A 19,626-nucleotide genomic window follows, 5' to 3' on the forward strand; every position below is an offset into this window, starting at 1 on the left:
TCAAGTAAGAAGTTGCGGGCGCATCCTGAGGCGATTCCAGGAGACACCCGCCCGATGGACGCCCACGTCACCTCCCCGCTGGACCGCATGGTCAGGGAAAGCCGCGTCGCGCTGGCGCCGCTGGCGGGAACGGGCGTCGCGATCAACGCCCTGATGCTGGCCTCGCCGCTCTACTCGATGCAGGTCTTCGACCGTGTCCAGCACAGCGGCAGCTTCGAGACCCTGGCCCTGCTGACCGCCGCCCTCGTCGCCTGCCTCGGCTTCGTCGCCGCAATGGAGCTGGCGCGGGACCGCATGACCTCCCGGGTCGGCGAGTGGATCGAGGAGACCCTGCTCCCGCACGCCGCGACGCTGTCGACCTCCGGCAGGTTCGACCTCGAGCGCAATCCCGTCACCGACGTGAAGGTGATCCGGGCCTTCGTCTCGGCCAACGGGATCAAGGCGCTGCTCGATCTGCCCTGGTTTCCCCTCTTCCTGCTCGTCTGCTTCCTGCTCCATCCCTACGTCGGCTTCTACGCCCTCGGAACGGCGGCCCTGCTGGTCGCCATCGCGGTCGGCGGCGAGGTCGTCACCCGTCGCGCCTCGGAGGAGGCCGCCCGCCGGCAGGCCTTCGTGGTGCAGCGGCTCAACGAGATCTCCCGCAACCGCGACGCGGCCGCGGGGCTCTCGATGTGCGGCCCGATGGTGGCGCGCGAGATCGACGCGAACGCCGCGGTCCTGGAGCGGACGCGGCGCGTCACCGACATCGCCGCCACCATGGCGACGCTGTCGCGGACCGTCCGCCTCGGCTCCCAGTCGCTCATCCTCGCGATCGGCATGTCCCTCGCCCTCACCAATCAGGCTTCGGCGGGCGTCGTGATCGCCTCCTCGATCCTGCTGGGACGCGCGCTGGCTCCCATCGACGGCCTGATCGGCGGCTGGCGCTCGCTCCAGGCGGCGCGCGAGTCCTGGGGGCGCCTGCGTACGGCCTTCGGGGGGTGGGGCGCCGCCTCCACCACCGAGTTGCCCGAGCCCAAGGGCGACCTGCGCATCGCCGAGGTCTCCTACCGCGACGCCGTCTCCGGCCGGGACATCCTGGCAGGCGTCTCCATCGAGGCTCGGGCGGGCGAGATCATCGCGGTCATCGGCTCCTCGGGTTCGGGCAAGAGCACCTTCTGCCGGATCCTCGTCGGCGCCCTCCGCCCGACCGGTGGCGAGGTCCGGCTCGACGGCGCCTGCATCACGGACTGGACCGAGGCCCAGCGCCGCGACCACGTCGGCTACCTGCCCCAGGACAGCATGCTGTTCGCGGGTTCCGTGAAGGATAACATCGCCCGCTTCACCGCCGGCTCCGACGCGGAGGTGGTGGCCGCCGCGAAGCTCGCGGGCTGCCACGAGATGATCCTGCGCCTTCCCGGCGGCTACGACTGCCGACTCGGCGAGTACGGCGCTCCCCTCTCGGGCGGCCAGCGCCAGCGCGTCGCCCTCGCGCGCGCCCTGTTTGGCCGGCCCCGCTTCCTCGTTCTCGACGAGCCGAACGCCAGCCTCGACACGTCCGGCGACGCGGCCCTCGCGGCCACGTTGACCGAGCTGAAGGAGCGTGGCGTCACCGTCCTCGTCGTCACGCACCGCTACCAGCTGTTCTCCGTCGCCGACCGCGTCGTCGCCCTGGAGGACGGTCGGAAGATCTACGACGACACCGCCCGCCGGGCCCTCGACAACCTCCGGGCCGCCGCGGAAGCGCAGGTCCGTCGCAACACCGATCAGACCCCGAACCGGAAGGCTGCGTGATGAGCGATCTCCAGAGCAAGCTCCGCGGGCCGCGCACCCTGGCACTCGTCGCAGGCATCGGCTCCGTGACGCTGCTGGGAGCGTGGTCGGCGGTCGCTCCCCTCGCCTCCGCCACGGTCGCGGTCGGCATCGTGTCGCCCGAGACCGGGCGGCAGACCGTCCAGCACCTGGAGGGCGGCATTCTGGACCGCATGCTCGTCGCGGAGGGCGACGCGGTCGCCGCCGGGCAGCCGATCGCGGTCCTGCTCGACGCCCGCGCCAAGGCCGCCTACGACAATCAGATCCACCGGAGGTCCGAACTCGCGGCGGCCCGCGTCCGGCTGCGCGCGCTCGCCGACGGCACCGGGCCCGACTTCCGGGTGCTCGACGCGGACCTCGCCCGCGATCCATCCCTCCGGACGGTGTTCGAGAACGAGGCCGAGATCCTGCGCACCCGTCGTGCCGGTCAGCAGGCCCGGATCGAGGGCTTGGTCGAGCAGATCCGCCGGGCGGAAGCCACCGGCGCGGCCCTGCGCCGTCAGGTGGATGCGACGGAGGCCGAGCGCGTCACGGTGGCCAAGCAGTTGGACGACGCCCGCTACCTCCTCGCGAAAGGGCTGACGACCCGCCCCCGCGTCCTGGCGCTGGAAGCCCGCATGGCGCAGATGGACGCGCAGCGCGCCGCGCTCGACGGGCAGATCCACGCGGCCGCCTCGGACGCCGAGCGGACCCGCACCGCTTTGGCGGGGGAGGAATCGGCCTTCCGCCAGCAGATCGGCGAGGAGACCGCAAAGGTCGATGCCGAGGCGGCCGTCGTCGCCAACCAGATCGCCGCGTCCGCGGACGCCGCCGGCCGGCAGCAGGTCCGGGCTCCCGAGGCGGGCACGGTTGTCTCGATCAAGTCGCGCACGCCCGGCGCGGTCGTCGCTCCGGGGGGCGCCGTCGCCGACATCCTGCCTTCGGACGCCTCGCTGGTGCTGGAGGTGCGGATCCGCCCCGTCGACATCGCCCACGTGGCGGTCGGCCAGACTGCGCGGATCACCGTGACGGCCTTCTCCTCCAAGGAGGTGCCCGTCCTGCCGGGCCACGTCCGCAAGGTCGGCGCTGATGCCGTGCAGGATCCGGCGACGCGGGAGTTCCACTACAAGGCGGAGATCGCCATCGACCGCGGCGAGCTCGCCCGTCTCGCCCCCGGTTCGAAGCTCGTGGCCGGCATGCCCGTCCAGGCCTTCATCGAGGACCGCCCGCGCACGCTGCTGACGTGGCTTGCCGAGCCCATGATGCGCGGCTTCGCGAAGGCCGGCCTCGAGCACTGACCCCTGGCCCCGCATTCCCTCGGGCGGACGTTCTTTCGATCACGAGCCAGGACGGCACCGTCGCGGCGTCCCGCGGTCGCTCCTGGAGCCTTGGCCTTTGCGGCGGTCGCGGCCAGGCTCGCCCGGACCTCGGGGGACGGAATGGACCGGCTGCAACGGATCGGGCGGGGGCGGCTCGCCAACCTGACGCCGTTCGGGCGGGAGTTCCGCAGATTCTGCGGCTCGTCCGCCATGCTGGCGCACATGCCAGACCACGGCTTCCTCGACGGCGGATGCCTGTCGCTCGCCCTCGCCGTCCGCAAATGGCTCGGCGCCGGGGTCGAGGTGCGCTTCTGCGCCGGAAGCGGGCGCCTGCAGCATGCCGTGGCCGAAGTCGTCGTCGGCGGGCATCTCGTCTATCTCGACGGCGACGGCCTCGCGACGAAGGCCGATCTCGCCGCCAAGATGACTCTGCTCGAGTCCACCCCCGGGATCGAGCTGATCGACGCGACGATCGGCCAAGCCGCCGCGGCGGGCATCGTCGACGACGGGCGGTCCGACGCGCTGGCCGCGGCGCTCGCCGAGCGGTTCGGGAACGAGCCGCCGACGGAGGCGTGGCTTGCCGGACCGGACGACGTCCGGACCGCGTCAGCCGGCCCCGCGCCCTGACGTCCCACCGCAATCCGTTCCTTCGCTCGCAGGCCGCGTCCGCCGAGACCGTTGAAACGCCGGCCCTCCCTCATCTATCCTCGGGCTTTCCGGGTCGGAGGGCTGCGATGGCGTTCGAGGCGAGGATCGGCGTGGGCGACACCATCGTCGCGGCGACGCCGGTGTGCGGCCTGCGCAACGTCGCACTCTATCTGGAGGCTGCCGACGGCGACCTCGGCGACGTCGTCGCGGAATGGCGCGGCGACGACGTGGAGCGCGCCTTCGCGGAAGGAACGCTCGTCGAAGGCTCGCTGCACGCGACCGCCTATCTCCGTGCGCGCGCCACCGGCGCGTTCGACCGCCGCGAGCGGGCGTTCCTGGAAGCGGTCCTCGGCCTGGAAGGGCGCGTCCTCTCCACGATGGGGGCGGACCTCGCGTCTCGGCATCGTCCGTGGCGGGAGATCGAGGATGGCGCGTTCGTCTCCGAAGCTGCAGCCGCGGCGGCCTCGACCCTGATCCGCATGGAAGGCGGCCCCCTCGCGCAGGCTCCCAGGGGCATCCGGTTCGACGCCGAGGAACACTTGGCCGCAATCGGCATCGCCGCCGAGGCCGCATGGCGTGCTGGTCCGGCGGGTGCGCGGACCACCATCGACGGCCGCGAGGCCGTGCTGAAGGCGACGGCCCAGGGAGACGTCGAGATCCGGATGGGCGACCTGAGCCTTCTCGCGCGTCCCGACGGCACCGTGCGCTCGGAGGCCGCCGGGACCGACGCTCCGGTTCCCGCCCCCCTGGCCGACGCCGTTCGCTCCTACCTCGCGACGGCTCCGGCCGACATCGTCGTCGCGGCCTACCGCGCCATGGTCGAGCGCTCGCGCGAGATCGGCCGGACGGCTGCGGAGCTCGAGGCCCGCGCGGAGGTGCTCCTCCAAGAGCGCGACGACCTCGCACTCCATCTCGCGGGCGTTCTGGGCGTCGCCGAACCCGTGGAGGATCTGCCGGTGCGGAGCCTGGAACCGGGCGATCTCGGCCCGGTGCCGCGGTTCTGATGCGATGGCGTCCGTCCGCGAGCCCGTCGTCGTCCGCACCCCCCTGCCGGCCGATCTGCTGACGCCGCTGGAGCGGTGGTATCTGGGCGCCCTGTTCCGGACCCGGGAAGACGGGATCAGCCTGAGCTTCCACAATCCCGACGGACTGCCGCCGTTCGCTGCGGTGCGGGTCGAGCACCTCAGGGGCCTCGTGCGGGCGTCGATCCAGATCTGCCCCGACCTCTGCGCCCGCTTCCTCGCGATCCTCGCCGACGTGGACGCCGACGAGGGATCGATCGAGATCGATCTGGGCGAAGGGATCGAATGGACCGAGGTGCTGCGCGGCCTTTGCCGGCGCGACCCGCATCGCGTGCCCTTCGTCGAGATCGAGATCGCCCATGTTCCGACGCCCGACCGCCCGGTCTACGGCGGCTCGGCGGTCTTCGTGCATCCGGGCGGCGTCGAATGGTTCGACACGGCCGGTTGGCTGCGCCAGCGGGTCGCCGCGCTCGCGCTTCCGTTGCTTCGGCCGGGACGGCGGACCGCCCGCGGTTGAGCCTCTTGTTCCTTGCGACGCCTTCTCCGAGGGTTCCGTCGATCGGCGCCTCCCGCGCGCGACGCTGCCAGCGGAGGCGGAACCCATGTCCGACCACCACGATCTCGCTGCGGCGACCGGTCCCGCCTGGGGCGCCCGCGAGTCGGGCTGCTTCCTCAAGGCCTTCGACGCGACGGGACGCTTCCTGCTCGTGTTCGAGGTGGCGGGCGGAGACGGCGGAGCCATTCTCGCCGCCGAGATCGGCCTGCGCGACGCGGGCGCGTTCGACGTCCTGCGCGACCGGGAGGGACCACGTCTCTTCGTCTACCCCGTGCGCGGGATCGAAGCGTTCCTGAAGGCGGGTCCGGTACGGGCCGTCCGCCTCTTCGGCGACGACGTCCCGCCTGCCACGCACGAAGCCCTCGAACTTTTCGCAGGATTCCGCGACACCTTCCCCCAGGTCGAGGCGATCTGCGAGCGGCTCGCCGAGATCCACCGCAAGGCGCTCGACCGTGCGCGGCGCGAACTGCGCTCCTTCGCGGCGGGCGGATCCGCCGCCTCGGAGGAGACACTCTCCGCGGAGAGCCGCCTGCAGGACTGGGCCGAGCAGATCTCTCCAGAGCGTCTGCCCCCGGGGCTGCGCGGCGATCATGCCCTCCTGACTCTCGCGGGCCGCCCGCTCGCCGAGCGCGCGGCGGCGCTGCTGCGCATCCTGGAGTCCTTCGAGGAAGCCGCACGTCCGAAGGAACCGAACGGCCCCCGAGGCTGATTCCGCCCGTTCCGGCCGGGATCGGCCGCCCGGCTGGACAGCCTCTTGCGATTGCATCAAGGTCCGGCGAGGCATTCCTTCACCACCTCTCGGAAGCGGCGATGGACGGACGTGTGGACCCGGGAAGGGAGGAATGCGCCGGCCGCGCCGTTGCGCCCCATTCCCTGCCCGGAAGGCACGCGGCCACCGTGGCCGATCCACGGCGGCAGGCCGCGGATCGTCGGCAGGTGTCGATGCGGCCGGGGCCCAGCTCGGGTGCGGCCCAGAGGACCGTCCGGGGCGCGGAAGCGCCCGAGGCCGACGCGCTCTCCTGCTACACCCGCGAGATCGGCCGCCACCGGATCCTGACGCGCGAGGAGGAGGTCGCCCTCTCCAGGAGGATCGAGGCGGCGCGGCTGTCGCTGTTCGCGTCCTTCGTCGCCTTGGGCTCCATGGCACGCTTCGCCGCGGGATGGCGTGCCGCCGTCTCCTCGGGCGCCATGCGCCCATGGGACCTCTTCGCGGGCGAGGACGAGGAGGAGGCCGCCGACGGAGACGCGGAGACCGCCGCGATCCGCAGCCGGGCGGTCGAAACCCTCGATCAGATCCTGGCTGCCTGCGCGTCCGCGCATGACGATCCCGGCAAGGCCCCGGAGGCCGCCGCACGCATACAGGCCGCGAAGCTCGCCACCGATCGGATCGACGAGCTCGTGGGGTCTCTGGAAGCTCCCGGCGCAGCTCTCATGGGGGCGGCGCGCGTCCTGGGCCGCATCCTCGAGAAGCGCGGCGGTCTCGCGGCCGACCTCGTCCCCGTCCTCGACGGGGTCGACGTCGTCGCGGACGCGGTCTCGGACGCGGCGGGTCCGTTCGCCCTCCCGCCCGGGCCCGGGGAGGCTGCCGGTGCGGCGCTCGCCGCCGCCCGCGCGGTCGATCTCGTCGCGCTCCCCTTCGGCGGCTCCGTCCGCCGCTTCAGATCCGCCCAGCGGGAGGCCAGGGCGGCCTACGCGGATCTGCGCAAGGCGCGCGACACCCTCGTCACCTCGAATCTGCGTCTCGTCTTCTCGGTCGCCAAGAGATACGCGAACCGCCCCCTGCCCGTCCTGGATCTCGTACAGGAGGGCAACATCGGTCTGATGCGTGCGATCGAGAAGTTCGACTACCGGCGCGGCTGGAAATTCTCCACCTACGCCATCTGGTGGATCAAGCAGTCGATCTCCCGATCCATCGCCGACCACGGCCGCACGATCCGCCTGCCGGTCCACCTGCACGAGAAGGCGGCCAAGATCGAACGCACGATTTCCCGCCTGCGGGGCGAGCTCGGCCGGGCGGCGACGCCGGACGAGCTCGCCAAGGCCTTGGACATCGACGTCAGGCAGGTCGAGCGGCTGGTGAACATGTCGCGCGAGACCGTCTCCCTGGATCTGCCCGTCGGCGAGGACGGCGCCGGGCGTTTCGGCGATCTGGTCGAGGACGAGAAGGCGCCCGACCCCGTGGGCCTCGCGGATCTCGCCAAGCTCAAGGAGGCTGTGTCCGACGCGATCCTCGATCTGACCCCGCGCGAGCAGACCATCATCCGGATGCGCTTCGGCGTCGGCCACGCCGACCAGATGACGCTGGAGGAGATCGGCCAGCACTTCCGGATCAGCCGCGAGCGCGTCCGCCAGATCGAGAGCAGGGCCATCCAGAAGCTGCGCACGCCGGAGGTCGGCGCCTACCTGCGCAATTTCCTCGACGACGTGGATTGAGGGGCGGCCCCTCCGGCTTTCCGGTTTTCGTGGCCGCGGTCTAGGCTTCGTCCATTCCTTCGAAGGTGGGCGGCATGGCCGGCAAGGTGTTCGAGATCAAGTCGATCGACGGCGAGGTGATGCACTCGGGCCGTGCCGAGAGCCGTCGCGCGCTGATCGCCCACTTGGTCTCGCAGGGAGCCTCGTTCGCCAGGGCGGACCTCGCCGACGCCGACCTCACGCAGATCGACCTCAGGCGGGCCTGCTTCGCGGAGGCGCGGCTCGACCGGGCCGACTTCCGCGCCTCGCGGATGCAGGATGCCGATTTCGGCTTCGCCTCCCTCAAGCAGGCGAAGCTTCAGGGCGTGCAGGCGCGCCGCGCCCGCTTCGAGGCGGCAGACCTCACGGAGGCGCGCCTCGACGGCGCTCACCTGACCTGGGCCTCGTTCCGGCGCGCGATCCTCGACGGAGCGCATCTCGACGACGTCGCCGGTGCCAACGTCACCTTCGCCCAGGCGCGCATGCGGAAGACGAACCTCGCCGACGCGCGCCTGCGAAACGCCGACTTCGCGGGCGCGTACCTCGTCGAGCCGGACTTCTCGCGCGCCGACCTGCGCGCCTCGGTCCCCCTCCCCGTCGGTTCGCTGCCGGACCGCACCTTCGGCACCATGGCCGTGGGCGGACGCTACGCCGACGCCGAGCTGTGTCCGACCGTCGGGGCGTTCCGTCGGGACCACCGGTGGACGACCCTCCTGAAGCATTCGGCCTGGACCGTGTCGGCCGTCGCGCTTCTCGCCGCGATGTCGCACGTCCCCTTCATGGAGGAATTGGAGCACGGAGCCGGCCATCTGTCCGAGGGATCCGTGCTCGGACTGGCGATCGGCGTCGCCTTCCTGTTCAAGGAGCGGGTCGCCGACGCGATCAAGGAGCGGCTCGAGCACCATCTCGGGCACGTCCAGGCGCGCGCGCGCATGTTCCTCGACGCGGCCAAGCGGGTCGGCGTGGCCGCGACCGAAGTGCTCGCGCTGGCTCTGACGCGCGGGGCCGGGCACCTGACCGCCGCGCTGGAGGCCACGGGCAGGGACGCGGACGGACGGGGCTTCCTCTCGGCCGTCGCGCGGATCGCGGCGGGGTCGACCGAGGTCGTGCTCTGCGACCGGCGCCATCTCGCCCTGGCCCTTTCGAGCATCCACGCCAACCGCGCCCGCGACTACGCCCTCTCGACCGACGTGGTTTTGGTCCGACCCGGCGGAACGGACGACGACGTGCCCCAGGTCCTGCGCTTCGATCCCACCGGCGCGGTCGTAGCGGTCTGGCGGCGGACCGACGGAACCCGCTCGGTCGCGGGCTTCGACGGCCATGGCCGGCTGTTCTGCCGCGCCGGCGAGATCCCCGCGGGCTGTCTCCACTCCTTCGGCAGGGATTTCGCGGTCCAAGCCTTCGAGCGCGCCATCCTGGCCGAGCACGACCTGCGGGATCTCCGGTTTCCGTCCGAAAACGTCGTCCGGGCCGGAGCGGACGGCACCCTTCTGGTGCTGAACGGGACGAGGCGTCTCGACAACGATCTGGGTCCGGCCGTGCTGCACCCCGACGGGCGCGAGGAGACCTGGATCAACGGCCGCAGGCGCGGCCCGGCCGCCCCGCCACGCGAGGCGGCTGCCGAACCGCCCGCCGCCGAACCTGCCCCCGCCGCGCCCGCGTTCGGGATGTGAGGAAAAGAGCCAAGGAGCCGAGGATATGAGCAGGATCGAAGAGAACGCCCGCGCCCTGCTGGAGTTCTGCAGGGACTCCAGCGCGGTCGAGGCCTTCAACCTGGACCGGACGACGGGCCCGGATCCGGCCTTCTGCTTTCTGGATGCGGCGGGGCGCCTCGTGGTCGGCGAGGCGCGCATCGAACCGGCGGCGATCCTGGTCGTCACGCCCACGGAGGAAGGCTTCCATCTCAGCCTGGTCAAGGCCTCGAAACACGCGGCGCCGTTCCTGGTCGCGATGGAGCACCACGACGCCCACGAGGACGTGGTCGGCACCTTCCCGACGCCCGATGAGGCGTTCGAGGTCGCCGTGGGGATCGTCGACGAGCCCGAGGCCACGCACGGTTCGCCTCGTCCGTGAGGCCGGGGCGAACCGTTTCCTCAACCATCGACGGCTCCGGATCCGCCCGAGGCTTGCCAGCCGTCGCCCATGGGCTATGGTCGTTCATTCCTTCCGGAAGGAACGACACGAGATGATCCGTATCCATCGCGCGGCCCTGCTCGCGATCGCCCTCGCGGCGCTTTCACTCGGCGCCTGCCAGCCGCGCGATCCCGTGACCGGACGCGCGTTCCTGCCCGGTTCGCGCGCGCTCGCGGGCGACCCCGCGGGCACGACCATCGTGGCCGATCCTGCGGTGCCGACTTCGATCGGCAAGCAGATGCTGGCTCTGCGGACGGCGAACCGTCCCTACTTCGGCGGCCTTGCCGGAAGCGAGCTCGGCGCCCGGCTCGACGAGCGCTCGCTGGCGAGGGCGTTCGACGCCCAGTTCGCCGCCCTGGAGGACCCGCGGCGCTACGTGCATCATCCCTGGCGCAACGGCATCGACGGGACCGAAGGGACGGTCATCGCCGGACCGGCCTATCTCAACGGCTACGGCCAGTGCCGGGAATATACCCACACGATCTACTTCGACGGCAGGAACCCCTCCCTGACGGCGACGGCCTGCCGGACGCCCGGCGGCGCATGGCGCACCGTGGCGCCCTGAGAGAGGACGGTCGGTTGTCCCTTCGCTTCGACCTCGACCGTCCGCGATCCTCGGTGCCCGCCGGCCCGCTCCGAGGGATCATGCCGCGACCGGTCGCGATCCGGACGCCCCCCACCCCGGCCCAGGCGCCGCAGGTCGGCCCCGCCCAGGCCGGCGGTTTCGCCCGACCGCCCGCGAGCGGCTCACGTCCGGAGGCACGGCCTCATGCCCGGACGGGCCGTACCGCCTACGGCGGCCGAGGCGAGCCGCCGCCGCCCGGTTCCGGCTGGAACGCATGTCTCGACTGGGCATCGTTCGGCGGTTTCGACAATCCCGAGGATCGGAAGCTTGCCTTCCGGGCGTGGTCGGGTTCGCTTCCCTCCGTCGAAGCCTGAGGCCGCGCCATCCACCGCTCCGCCCACGCGCCGTCTTGCGCGACCGGGGCGAGCGATCATCCTGAAGGCCTCCGTTCGACGTCGTCTCCCACCCAGGAGGAACCCATGGCCGATCGCGCTCCACTCAGGTTGGCGTACTCGGGCGATCCCGCTTCCGACGTCCAGGATGCCGGCGGCATTCCCGCCGTCGAGCTCTCGCCGGGTGCGGACGTGTTCCGGGGCTCGGGCAGGCCCTCGGACCGGACGGCCCGCTCCCGCGCGGAGGCGGAGATCCGGCACGCGCGGGTGGCGGGAACGCAGCTCAGCGAGGGCTGGGATCGCCGGGCGCGTTGATCGCGGCGCGAGGCGCCTCGTCCCAGGGCACCGGCCTGAGATGCCCAGGCAGCCTCAGCGGGTGCTCGGGGTGGCCGGATGCGGTCATCCTCAGCGCGTGCAGCGGCAGGCCGAGCGACAGGATGTGGGCGAAGCGGGCCTCGGCGAGGCGTCGGGTGGCTGCCCTGCCCTTCGGCCCCCCCCCACGCGGCGACCAGCGTTCCGCCACGGCGCAGGCAGAACTCGGCGGCGACCAGGAGGGCGTGATCGGCCTCCGGGCCGACCGGGTCGTCCATGCCCGCGAGGTCGTCCGGATCGGTGGCGATGCCGGTGAAGGCGTTCGCGAAGACGACGTCGGACGCGCCCACGGCTCTGCCGAAGCCGATGCCCCTGCGGGCCGTGGCGTCGTCGCTCTCGGCGCCTGCCCGCGAAGGGTTGTACAGGACGAAGACGAGCGGGGCGCCGGAGATGCCGAGCCGCCTTCGGAGCCAGACGCGATGCCGGGCGTCCGGGAAGTAGGCCCCGTCTTCGGTCCAGGACGGCAGTTGCATCGGATCAGGCGGCGAAGACGGTCAGGTCCACCGTATCTCCGTGGATGGGTTCCTGGCCGTCGGATTTCCGGACGATGACGTCGAAGAACCCTTCGGTGCGTGCGGCCACCAGCTCGATTCCGAGACCTTCGAAGGGGATCAGGACCGGCTGGTCGGTGAGGCGATGCCGCATGACCTCGAGGACGTTCTCGTCCGCCATCGCCTCGGGCCTGTAGCCGAACGGGGCGGCGTTCCGCACGGCGAAGGCCGAGTGCAGGTTCTTGGAGGCTGCGTATACGCTGACCGCGACGGCGTCCGAGAAGCGGTCCACCTCGACCCGCCCCTCGCCGATCTCGAGGACCGCTCGACGGATGGCATCCACTGCGAAGCCGTTCATGGCGATGGCACTCCCGGTTGTCGTGCGGGCGCCGCAGCGGAGGCGGCCGATCCCGAAGGACGAAAATCATTCCTTCGCGCCACCTTGTCCCGACCCGCGCTGCGGCGCAAGCCGCCAGCCGCGCGGCTTCGCGGACGTGATCGCTCCTTCCGCAGCCTTGCCCCTTGCGTGGCCTGCGATCAACCTGCCGTGGACAGGAAGGTGCGGCCATGAAGACGTCACGCAAGATCGCCGAGCGCTACTTCGACACCCCGACCAGGACCTTCGGACCGTCGGGTCTGCAGGCGGGGCTGTCGCGGCTCAAGGCCGTGGCCATCGTGGCGGGCGTCCTCGGAGGCGTGCCGGCGGCGACGATCTTCGCCGCCGCCGCCGGCGAGGCGTACCGGGATGCCCGCCCCCAGGCGGCCCAGGTCCTTGCGGGCGATCGGGCGGCCGAGGCGGCCGCGCCGGTCCGCGGCCCCGCCTCCGGCATCCGGGGCGGGCTCGACGGGGATGCCGCCGCTCGCCGCCCCCAAGGGGAACGGAGACTCGAGCTCGAGGCAGGGGCGCCCCCAGCCATGGCGAACCGCGGGCGCGGCGCGGCGTACGAAGTTGCGGGGTACGGCGTCCCCTCGTTCGGAGCCGGGGGCCGCGCCCGCGATCCTCACGTCGCGGGCGCGGCGTCCAGGACGTCGTCCGGCGACTACCTGTTCCGCGCCGATCCGCGTTCCGAACCGATCGAGGTCGGGCGCGACGTGGTCCAGAACATCTCGGCCGCCTCGCGAATGGTCGGCATCGATCCGGCCCTCGTGATGGCCCTGTCCTGGCGTTCGGCGATCGCGTCGGAGGGCGGCGCGCTGCCGGCGACGGGAATGCGGGTCGGCGGCATGTTCGCCTATGGGGAGCAGCGCTTTCTGGAGGAGCTGGTCCGTTGGGGTGGCTCGCTGGGCCTGCATGACGTCGTCGCCGGCATCCGCCGCACGCCACGGGGGGAATACGTCGCGGTCGGGCACGCGCGCGACGCCGTCGACGGCCTGCGTCAGAACATCCATGCCAGTTCCGTTCTCGGCGCCGCGAACGCGAAATCGGCTGCGGCGTTCCTGGCCGACAACGCGCTGGGCCGCACCAACCCGGCCGACATCCTCGTGGCCATCCAGTTCGGGAGCGACGTCGCGTTGAGCCTCGTCCGGGCCCGAATGACGAACCCGCACCAGCCGATGACGGGACCGCTCGCGGACGTGGTCGCCGGCATGGGTCTCGCGCCGATCGACGCCTCCGGCCGGACCTGGACCGTGACGAGCTTCAACGAAGCGACCGAGACCCGGCTTCGGACGGAGATGCGCGCCTTCGCGTCGATGAGGGGCATGGAGCTTTCCGAGCAGCACCGGCCCGTCGCCCCCGAGGGAGCGTCGTACCGGCCCGCTCCCCGCTGACGAAACCACGGGCGGCGGGGGCGTCCATCGGCACGGCCCCGCCGCCGAACTTTTCCACGCCGCCGGCTTGACGAAGCGCGTCGCCGTGCGATCGTCGGCGGATGATCCGTTCCTTCGTACTCGCCTCGGTCCTGCTCGCGGCTTCAGCCGCGACCGCCCAGACGGTCCCGCCCGTGGCCGTTCCGGGCCAAGCCCTCGTCCCGGAGCGGCCCCTACCGCCCCTCGTTCCTCCGGAGCCTCCGACCTTCGCACTCGCCGCCGACGGTCCGGCCGTGAGCGCTCCGTCTGGCGGCCGGCCCGGCCGCGGAGAGATCCTCGTCATCCGCCAGGAAGACTCCCGCAAGGCGCGGTTCCGCTGGAAGGTCGAGCCGGCAGGGGGCAACGCGGCCGACGCGGCCGATTTCGGGGGCGTCTTCCCGGAAGGGACGATCGACTTCCGGCGCGGCCAGACCTCCGGCGTCATCGCGTTCGAAGTGCTGGGCCTCCCCGACCGGTCCTATCCGCGGAGCTTCCGGGTGAGGGTGACCGACCCCGCGGGGGCGAAGGCCGAGGGCGGCGGCTCCAGCATGGAGATGTTCATCTTCGACGAGGGCGAAGCCTTCCGGCCGCGCAACGACGGAGCTTTCTACGGAGCGAAGCCCTCTTGAGGCGCCCGAAGGAACGAGCGCTTGCCACGCAAACCCACCCGGGTCATGGTCGCGTCGTATCGTTCCTTCGAGATCAGCATGACACGCAGCCGCCGCGCCCGAACCGGTCTTTCCGCATCCACGGTCGCGTCGCTCGCGCTCGGCGCCGGGCTCGTCCTCGTCGGACCTTTCCTGCCCTCGTCCGCAGCCCTGGGCGGTGCCGTCCCCGCGCTCGCGGCCGGGGAGAGCTTCGAGACCCTGGTGCGGCGCGAGGTCGAGCGGCAGATTCCCGCCGTCGTTCGCGAGATCGTCGAGAAGGCATCGCCGATCGCGATCGAGAAGTGGGTCCGCGAGAATCCCGACAAGGTCGCGGAAGCTCTCTCGGCCATGATCCAGAAGAACCAGAAGGCGCAGGCGGACGAGGCGGATGCCCGTGTCCACGCCCTCGACGAGAGCCTCTTCCACGCGGAGATCGTTCCAGTCCTCGGCAACCCCGCGGGCCGGGTCGAGATCGTCTACTTCTTCGACGTCAACTGCGGCTTCTGCAAGATGATGGAGCCCCGGCTCGCGAAGCTCGCGGCCGAGAACCCCGACGTGAAGATCGTGCACCGTGAGGTCGGCATCCTCGGCGCAGGTTCCGACTACGCCGCGCACTTCAACGCCGGCATCTGGACCCTCGCCCGCGACAAGTACCCCGGGATCCACGCGAAGCTCATGGCCCGCAAGCAGCCCCTCCGGACGAAGGAGGAGGTGGAGGCCTTCATGACCCAGGAGCTCGGAGCCGCGGCGACGGCGCGGATCCGGGAGGCGGTCCTCCGCGAAGGCGATCCGCTCTACGGCATCGTCACCACGAACTCGAACCTCGCGGTGGGCGCGGGCGTCCAGGGCACTCCGTTCGTGTACGTGAGGGACGGAGGCATGTTCAGGGGCGCCGTCGACGACAAGGCGCTGTCGGACGCCGTCGCCAAGGCCCGTGCCGCCCGTTGATGCTCCGATGCGGATCAGCGGCCTCGTCATCGACGGTTTCAAGAGCTTCGCCGACCGGGTGAAGCTGCCCATCGAGTCCGGAACCACGGGCATCGTCGGCCCGAACGGCTGCGGAAAGTCGAACCTCATGGAGGCGATCCGCTGGGGGATGGGCGAGCATCGCGTCGCGGAGTTCCGCGGCTCCGGCATGGAGGACGTCATCTTCGCCGGTACCCAGCGGCGGTCCGAGCGGATCATCTGCGAGGTCGGGATCGAGCACGAGGACCCGGCGCGCGACGACGGGCGCCTTCTGGTCAGGAGGCGCATCGAGCGCGGGGAAGGATCGAGCTACTGGTTCGCCGACCGCAAGGCGCGGCTGTCCGACGTCGTGCTGCACTACAAGGACCTGGGCTCGGGCCCGACATCCGCGGCTCTCGTCAGCCAGAGCCAGATCACCCGTCTCGTCGACAAGGCCACGCCCTCCGACAGGCGGCCGCTGCTCGAGGCAGCCGCCGGCATCGCCGGTCTGAAGCCGAGGCGCGACGCCGCCGCGAAGAGCCTGCGGGAATCCCTGCAGAACCTGCACGACAACGAGCGCGACCTGGAACGGATGCGGGCCGAGGTCGAGCGCTTGACCACGGAGGCGGAGCAGGCGCGCCGGCGGATGGAGATCGACGCCCATGTGCGGCGTGCGGAGGCGACGCTGCTGCACGTCCGCCACCGGACGGCCGACGACCGGCTCTCCGCCGCGTCGGCGAAGCACGAGACCGCCGAGAGGGAGATCGGGGACGCCATGGTCGCGCTCGCCGCGGGCGAGCGGACTCGCCTCGCCGCCGCCGGCGCGGTCCCGCCCGTGCGGGAGCGGCGTCTCGCGGCGGAGTCGGCCCTGACCCGGGCCACGGTGCACGCCGAGCAGATCGCCAACGATGCCGAGCGCCGGCGGCGCGAGCGCGAGGACCTCCTGCGACGTGTCGCGGACGTGGACGCGGATCTCGCGCGCGAGGCGGATGCGGAAGCGGAGGCCTTGGGCGGTCTGCGAGGCCTCGCCGAGGAGCGCGCCGTCATCGTCGAGGCCCAGGCCGACGAGAGCGCCGAGATCGAGGAGGCGAGCGAGCGTTTCGAAATCGCGGGCGAGACGGCCGAGGCTTCGGGCGAGGAGGTCGAACGTCTCGTCGCTCTCCAGGCACAATCCGACGCGCGCCGCATGGAGGCGCGTCGGCGCGTCGAGGAAGCGGGCGTCCGGGCGCGCGCGGCGGCCCAGCGTCTTCTGACGGTGCGCGACGCGCTGACGGCGCTCCTGGCACGCGCGGTCGAGCTCGACCCCGCCGCCGCGGAGGAACTGGCCGCGACGCGCAAGGCCGAGGCCGAGGCCGCGGCGGAGGCTCTGGAGGGCGCGGACGCCGAGACGGAGCGCCTACGGGAAGCCGAGGAGGAGGCGCGGACCGCCCTCGCCGGAGCGGCGGACGTGCTCGCCCGCCTGCGGGGCGAGGCCGAGGGCGTCGGGCTCGCGCTCGCCGCCCTCGGGTCGGACCCGGACGCGGTCGCCTCCCGGATCGACGTCGATCCCGGCTACGAGAAGGCGCTCGCCGGCGCCCTGGGGCCCGATCTCGCCGTCGGGACCGATCCGGCCTCTCCCGCCGTCTGGACCGCGGACGCGGTCCGCGGGCCCGGCCACCCCGATGGGTCGAAGCCGCTTTCCGAACGGGTCCGCGGCGTTCCGCAGCTCGCCGAGCGCCTCGCGTCCGTAGGGGTGGTCGCGACCATGGCCGAGGTCGACGACATCTCCGCTCGACTGAGACCGGGGCAGCGTGTGGTCTCCGCCGACGGCTACATGCGCCGCTGGGACGGCTACCGCTCGACCCTCGGAGACGACGCCTCCGCGCGCCGGCTCTCCCTTGAGGCGCGCCGGCGGGTCCTGGATGTCGAACTGCAGGCCGCAGTCCGCACGTCGACGGCGGCCTCCCAGACGTTGGAAGGGGTGCGGGCCCGAACCGTGCACGCCCGCGCCGCCCTCGACGCGGCCCGGCGGCTGGAGACGGCGGCGAAGGCGGCGCTGGAAGCCGCGCGGCGCTCGGCCCTCGACGCGGCGCGGCTGCGCGGCGAGGTCGACGCCCGGATCGACGCGGCGCGCGGCGAGGCCGCCCGCTTCGAGCAGGAGGACGTCGCCGGCCGGGCCGAGCACGAAGAGGCGCTGCGCGTCCTCGCCGGGTTTCCGCCCGCGGAGATCCTCCGGGCCGACCTCGAGAAGGCTAGGGCCGTGCAGCAGGGTGCGCGCCGCACAGCGGACGAGGCCAAGCGGCTCCTCGACGGCCTGACGGCCGCCCAGCGGGGGCGGCGCGAGCGCGGGCTCGCGATCGTCCGCGAGGTGGATGCTCTCAACCGGCGCATCGCCGCCGCGAAGGAGAGGTGCGCCGACCTCGCGGTCCGCCGCCGCACTGCCGAGGAGGCCCTTGCCCAGGTGGACCAGGGACCGGCGCCGGCGGGCGCGGTGGAGGAGGCGCGGGAGGCCGTCGAGGCGGCCCGGGAAGTCGCCGCCTCCGTGCAGCGGGAGCTGGAGGAGGTCGAACGACGCAACGCGGATGCCGAACGCCTCGTGCGGGAGACGGCCGCCCTCGTCGAGCGCCTGAAGGAAGACCGGTCCGGGCGCATCGCCGAGATCGCCACTGCCCGCCAGCAGCTCGCCGACGCTCTGGAGCGCGTCCGCGAGCGCTTCGAGGGGCGCGTCGACGAGCTGGCGGGGATCGCCGGGATCGAGGTCGGCTCCGCCCTCCCCTCAATCGGCGCCGCCGAGAGCCGCCTGTCGAAGCTCGTCCAGGAACGCGACGGGCTCGGCGCGGTGAACATGCTCGCCGCCCAGCAGCTGCAGGAGGCGCAGACCGCCCGGGGGGCCGTCGACAAGGCCAGGGCCGAGGTGGCGCAGTCCGTCCAGAAGCTCGAGCAGGAGGTCGCCGCCCTGGACAAGGAGGGCCGCGCCAGGATGGAGAAGGCGTTCGAGGAGATCGACGGCCGTTTCCGAGACCTGTTCGTGCGCCTCTTCCGGGGAGGTCAAGCGTTCCTCAAGCTCGTGGACAATCCGGATCCCTTCGCGGTGGGCATCGAGGTCTACGCGGCCCCGCCCGGGAAGAGGATGCAGATGCTGTCGCTTTATTCGGGCGGGGAGAAATCGTTGATCGCGCTCGGCCTGATCTTCGCGTCGTTCCTCGTGAAACCGGGTCCCATCTGCGTGCTCGACGAGGTGGACGCGGCGATGGACGATGCGAACGTCGAGCGGATGTGCGGCCTGATCGAGGAACTCGCCCGCGAGGGACGGACGCGCTTCGTGGTGGTGACCCACAAGGCGATGACGATGTCGCGGATGGACCGGCTGTACGGCGTGACGATGGCCGAGCAGGGAGTGAGCCGGATCGCCGGCATCGACCTCAACAAGGCCGTCGAATTCGCAAGGATCGAGGAGCCGCGGCGCGCCTGACGTGCAGACGTCGTGTGTCATAAATGAAGCACCGACGGGGTGCGTCCAACGAAATGCGGGCGCCGCCGAAGGAACGCTTGACCACCCTGCTGCCGCGCCGAATAGTCGAACCCGATCTTCAACGCTTCCTTAACCGATCGCCGGCCCGCCGGCGATCGCGGCCCGGACGCCGTTCGATCGCCTGTCTCGCACTTCCAAGGGCCGCCCCGACCGGGAGCGGCCCGTCCTTTTTTCAGGAAGCCGGGGTCTCCGCACATCCGTTAACGCATCCATCCGAAGGCGGTTCCGTTCCTTCCTCCTCGGCTTGCGCGGATCGAAGGAATGGACATAGCGTCTTCCGAATTCGAAGCGCCCGGACGGGCTGAAGGACGACATGAACGCCGCGCACTTCACGCTCTCTCCCGACGGGACGTTCGCCGTACGCCGTTCACGGGCCCTGGTGCGGATCTCCCGGCAGCCGCGCGGCCCGTTCCGGTGGAACCTGACCATCGTGGACGAGGCCTCCGACGCGCGCATCCTCGACGTCGACCACCACAGCCTCGACCACGCCTTCAAGGACGCCGCGGCCGCCATGGAGATCGGGACGGGCGGCTGGCGGAGCCTCATGAAGGTCGAAGTCGGGGCGGAGGTCTTCCATCGTCCCGGCTCGGTGCCGGCCGAAACCATCCTCGACCGCCTCGGCTGCGTCCTCGTGGACAGCCTTCAGATCTTCGTCCTCGACACCTTCGCTGACTGCGTCGACGCCGCCACGGTCCGCAGGATCTTCGCCGACCGGCTCGACGCTGTCGGCGCCGAAGTGGGCGCGGTCAACCGCATAGGCACGCCCCCGGGCGAGGCCATCTGGTGCGTCGACGCGGTGCTTCCCGTCTCCGGCTGCTTCCATCGCGACCGCCTCTCCGAGGCCGCCGGCGAGATCGTGGCGTCCTGCGATGCGGGCACGCTCGTATCGTGCATCCCCCACGCCGTCTCGCGCAGCCGCGTCGAAGCCGATCCGGCCGCCGTGGTCCGCTTCGCGCGCGCGGGTTGATCGCGATTTTCGCCGCCCGCTCCTAGGATCCCGGTCGTTGGGGAAGAGCGGG

Annotated in this window: 17 protein-coding genes and 1 pseudogene; 16 read left to right on the forward strand and 2 right to left on the reverse strand. The window is 71.9% G+C overall.

From position 1 onward, the window contains the following. Positions 1–54: 54 nt before the first annotated feature. The 11 genes from MFF56_RS20920 to MFF56_RS20970 all read left to right on the forward strand — a co-directional run bounded on the left by MFF56_RS20920 (position 55) and on the right by MFF56_RS20970 (position 11,168). Complete coding sequence (locus MFF56_RS20920; protein ID WP_238230831.1) at positions 55–1,770, forward strand: type I secretion system permease/ATPase; 1,716 nt, start codon at positions 55–57, stop codon at positions 1,768–1,770. Then, on the forward strand, positions 1,770–3,065 hold the full coding sequence (locus tag MFF56_RS20925; RefSeq protein ID WP_238230832.1) for an HlyD family type I secretion periplasmic adaptor subunit: 1,296 nt from the start codon (positions 1,770–1,772) through the stop codon (positions 3,063–3,065). Before MFF56_RS20920 ends, MFF56_RS20925 begins: the two co-directional genes overlap by 1 nt. A 141-nt stretch (positions 3,066–3,206) precedes the next feature. After that, a complete protein-coding gene (locus MFF56_RS20930) occupies positions 3,207–3,713 on the forward strand; it encodes a hypothetical protein (RefSeq protein ID WP_238230833.1) in 507 nt (168 codons plus the stop codon). 107 nt (positions 3,714–3,820) lie between these two features. Continuing rightward, entirely contained in the window at positions 3,821–4,738 is a 918-nt protein-coding gene (locus MFF56_RS20935; protein ID WP_238230834.1) for a hypothetical protein, read from the forward strand. Positions 4,739–4,742: 4 nt separating this feature from the next. After that, on the forward strand, positions 4,743–5,273 hold the full coding sequence (locus MFF56_RS20940; RefSeq protein ID WP_238230835.1) for a hypothetical protein: 531 nt from the start codon (positions 4,743–4,745) through the stop codon (positions 5,271–5,273). An 85-nt stretch (positions 5,274–5,358) separates the two neighbouring features. Further along, a complete protein-coding gene (locus MFF56_RS20945; RefSeq protein WP_238230836.1) occupies positions 5,359–6,021 on the forward strand; it encodes a hypothetical protein in 663 nt (220 codons plus the stop codon). Positions 6,022–6,254: 233 nt separating this feature from the next. After that, a complete protein-coding gene (locus MFF56_RS20950; protein ID WP_238230942.1) occupies positions 6,255–7,745 on the forward strand; it encodes an RNA polymerase sigma factor RpoD/SigA in 1,491 nt (496 codons plus the stop codon). A gap of 74 nt (positions 7,746–7,819) precedes the next feature. Next, positions 7,820–9,436 carry a pentapeptide repeat-containing protein gene (locus MFF56_RS20955; RefSeq protein WP_238230837.1) on the forward strand — a complete coding sequence of 539 codons (1,617 nt, stop codon included), beginning with the start codon at positions 7,820–7,822 and terminating at the stop codon, positions 9,434–9,436. A gap of 25 nt (positions 9,437–9,461) precedes the next feature. Further along, the gene (locus MFF56_RS20960) at positions 9,462–9,836 is read left to right on the forward strand and encodes a hypothetical protein (RefSeq protein WP_238230838.1); all 375 of its coding nucleotides are present in this window, start codon (positions 9,462–9,464) and stop codon (positions 9,834–9,836) included. Positions 9,837–9,948: 112 nt separating this feature from the next. Further along, positions 9,949–10,461, forward strand: coding sequence for an RT0821/Lpp0805 family surface protein (locus MFF56_RS20965; RefSeq protein ID WP_238230839.1), 513 nt, complete (start codon positions 9,949–9,951; stop codon positions 10,459–10,461). A 479-nt stretch (positions 10,462–10,940) separates the two neighbouring features. Beyond that, positions 10,941–11,168 (forward strand): hypothetical protein, encoded by a 228-nt coding sequence (locus MFF56_RS20970; RefSeq protein ID WP_238230944.1) that lies wholly within the window; start codon positions 10,941–10,943, stop codon positions 11,166–11,168. A 227-nt stretch (positions 11,169–11,395) separates the two neighbouring features. Here the strand turns inward: MFF56_RS20970 and MFF56_RS20975 are convergent. Together MFF56_RS20975 and MFF56_RS20980 are read right to left on the reverse strand one after the other, a co-directional pair. After that, a pseudogene (locus tag MFF56_RS20975) lies at positions 11,396–11,698 on the reverse strand (DUF1643 domain-containing protein); the annotation flags it as partial. 4 nt (positions 11,699–11,702) lie between these two features. Next, on the reverse strand, positions 11,703–12,074 hold the full coding sequence (locus MFF56_RS20980) for a hypothetical protein (RefSeq protein WP_238230840.1): 372 nt from the start codon (positions 12,072–12,074) through the stop codon (positions 11,703–11,705). Positions 12,075–12,283: 209 nt separating this feature from the next. Between MFF56_RS20980 and MFF56_RS20985 the strand changes: the two genes are divergently transcribed. From MFF56_RS20985 to MFF56_RS21005, 5 genes are all read left to right on the forward strand, one after another. After that, complete coding sequence (locus MFF56_RS20985; protein ID WP_238230841.1) at positions 12,284–13,486, forward strand: hypothetical protein; 1,203 nt, start codon at positions 12,284–12,286, stop codon at positions 13,484–13,486. Between the two features lie 101 nt (positions 13,487–13,587). Beyond that, positions 13,588–14,133 carry a hypothetical protein gene (locus MFF56_RS20990; protein ID WP_238230842.1) on the forward strand — a complete coding sequence of 182 codons (546 nt, stop codon included), beginning with the start codon at positions 13,588–13,590 and terminating at the stop codon, positions 14,131–14,133. A gap of 78 nt (positions 14,134–14,211) precedes the next feature. After that, positions 14,212–15,099, forward strand: a complete 888-nt coding sequence (locus MFF56_RS20995) for a DsbA family protein (RefSeq protein WP_238230844.1) — start codon at positions 14,212–14,214, stop codon at positions 15,097–15,099. Positions 15,100–15,106: 7 nt separating this feature from the next. Next, a complete protein-coding gene (locus MFF56_RS21000; protein ID WP_238230846.1) occupies positions 15,107–18,547 on the forward strand; it encodes a chromosome segregation SMC family protein in 3,441 nt (1,146 codons plus the stop codon). A 373-nt stretch (positions 18,548–18,920) separates the two neighbouring features. Next, a complete protein-coding gene (locus MFF56_RS21005; protein ID WP_238230847.1) occupies positions 18,921–19,574 on the forward strand; it encodes a hypothetical protein in 654 nt (217 codons plus the stop codon). Positions 19,575–19,626 lie beyond the last annotated feature (52 nt).

The sequence above is a fragment of the Methylobacterium hispanicum genome, assembly GCF_022179285.1.
Lineage (GTDB): Bacteria > Pseudomonadota > Alphaproteobacteria > Rhizobiales > Beijerinckiaceae > Methylobacterium > Methylobacterium hispanicum.

Excerpts from the sequence above, each read along its gene's own strand:
- MFF56_RS20920 (WP_238230831.1), top strand. The coding sequence starts at position 55 with ATGGACGCCCACGTCACCTCCCCGCTGGACCGCATGGTCAGGGAAAGC.
- MFF56_RS20925 (WP_238230832.1), top strand. The coding sequence starts at position 1,770 with ATGAGCGATCTCCAGAGCAAGCTCCGCGGGCCGCGCACCCTGGCACTC.
- MFF56_RS20930 (WP_238230833.1), top strand. The coding sequence starts at position 3,207 with ATGGACCGGCTGCAACGGATCGGGCGGGGGCGGCTCGCCAACCTGACG.
- MFF56_RS20935 (WP_238230834.1), top strand. The coding sequence starts at position 3,821 with ATGGCGTTCGAGGCGAGGATCGGCGTGGGCGACACCATCGTCGCGGCG.
- MFF56_RS20940 (WP_238230835.1), top strand. The coding sequence starts at position 4,743 with ATGGCGTCCGTCCGCGAGCCCGTCGTCGTCCGCACCCCCCTGCCGGCC.
- MFF56_RS20945 (WP_238230836.1), top strand. The coding sequence starts at position 5,359 with ATGTCCGACCACCACGATCTCGCTGCGGCGACCGGTCCCGCCTGGGGC.
- MFF56_RS20950 (WP_238230942.1), top strand. The coding sequence starts at position 6,255 with ATGCGGCCGGGGCCCAGCTCGGGTGCGGCCCAGAGGACCGTCCGGGGC.
- MFF56_RS20955 (WP_238230837.1), top strand. The coding sequence starts at position 7,820 with ATGGCCGGCAAGGTGTTCGAGATCAAGTCGATCGACGGCGAGGTGATG.
- MFF56_RS20960 (WP_238230838.1), top strand. The coding sequence starts at position 9,462 with ATGAGCAGGATCGAAGAGAACGCCCGCGCCCTGCTGGAGTTCTGCAGG.
- MFF56_RS20965 (WP_238230839.1), top strand. The coding sequence starts at position 9,949 with ATGATCCGTATCCATCGCGCGGCCCTGCTCGCGATCGCCCTCGCGGCG.
- MFF56_RS20970 (WP_238230944.1), top strand. The coding sequence starts at position 10,941 with ATGGCCGATCGCGCTCCACTCAGGTTGGCGTACTCGGGCGATCCCGCT.
- MFF56_RS20980 (WP_238230840.1), bottom strand. The coding sequence starts at position 12,074 with ATGAACGGCTTCGCAGTGGATGCCATCCGTCGAGCGGTCCTCGAGATC.
- MFF56_RS20985 (WP_238230841.1), top strand. The coding sequence starts at position 12,284 with ATGAAGACGTCACGCAAGATCGCCGAGCGCTACTTCGACACCCCGACC.
- MFF56_RS20990 (WP_238230842.1), top strand. The coding sequence starts at position 13,588 with ATGATCCGTTCCTTCGTACTCGCCTCGGTCCTGCTCGCGGCTTCAGCC.
- MFF56_RS20995 (WP_238230844.1), top strand. The coding sequence starts at position 14,212 with ATGACACGCAGCCGCCGCGCCCGAACCGGTCTTTCCGCATCCACGGTC.
- MFF56_RS21000 (WP_238230846.1), top strand. The coding sequence starts at position 15,107 with ATGCGGATCAGCGGCCTCGTCATCGACGGTTTCAAGAGCTTCGCCGAC.
- MFF56_RS21005 (WP_238230847.1), top strand. The coding sequence starts at position 18,921 with ATGAACGCCGCGCACTTCACGCTCTCTCCCGACGGGACGTTCGCCGTA.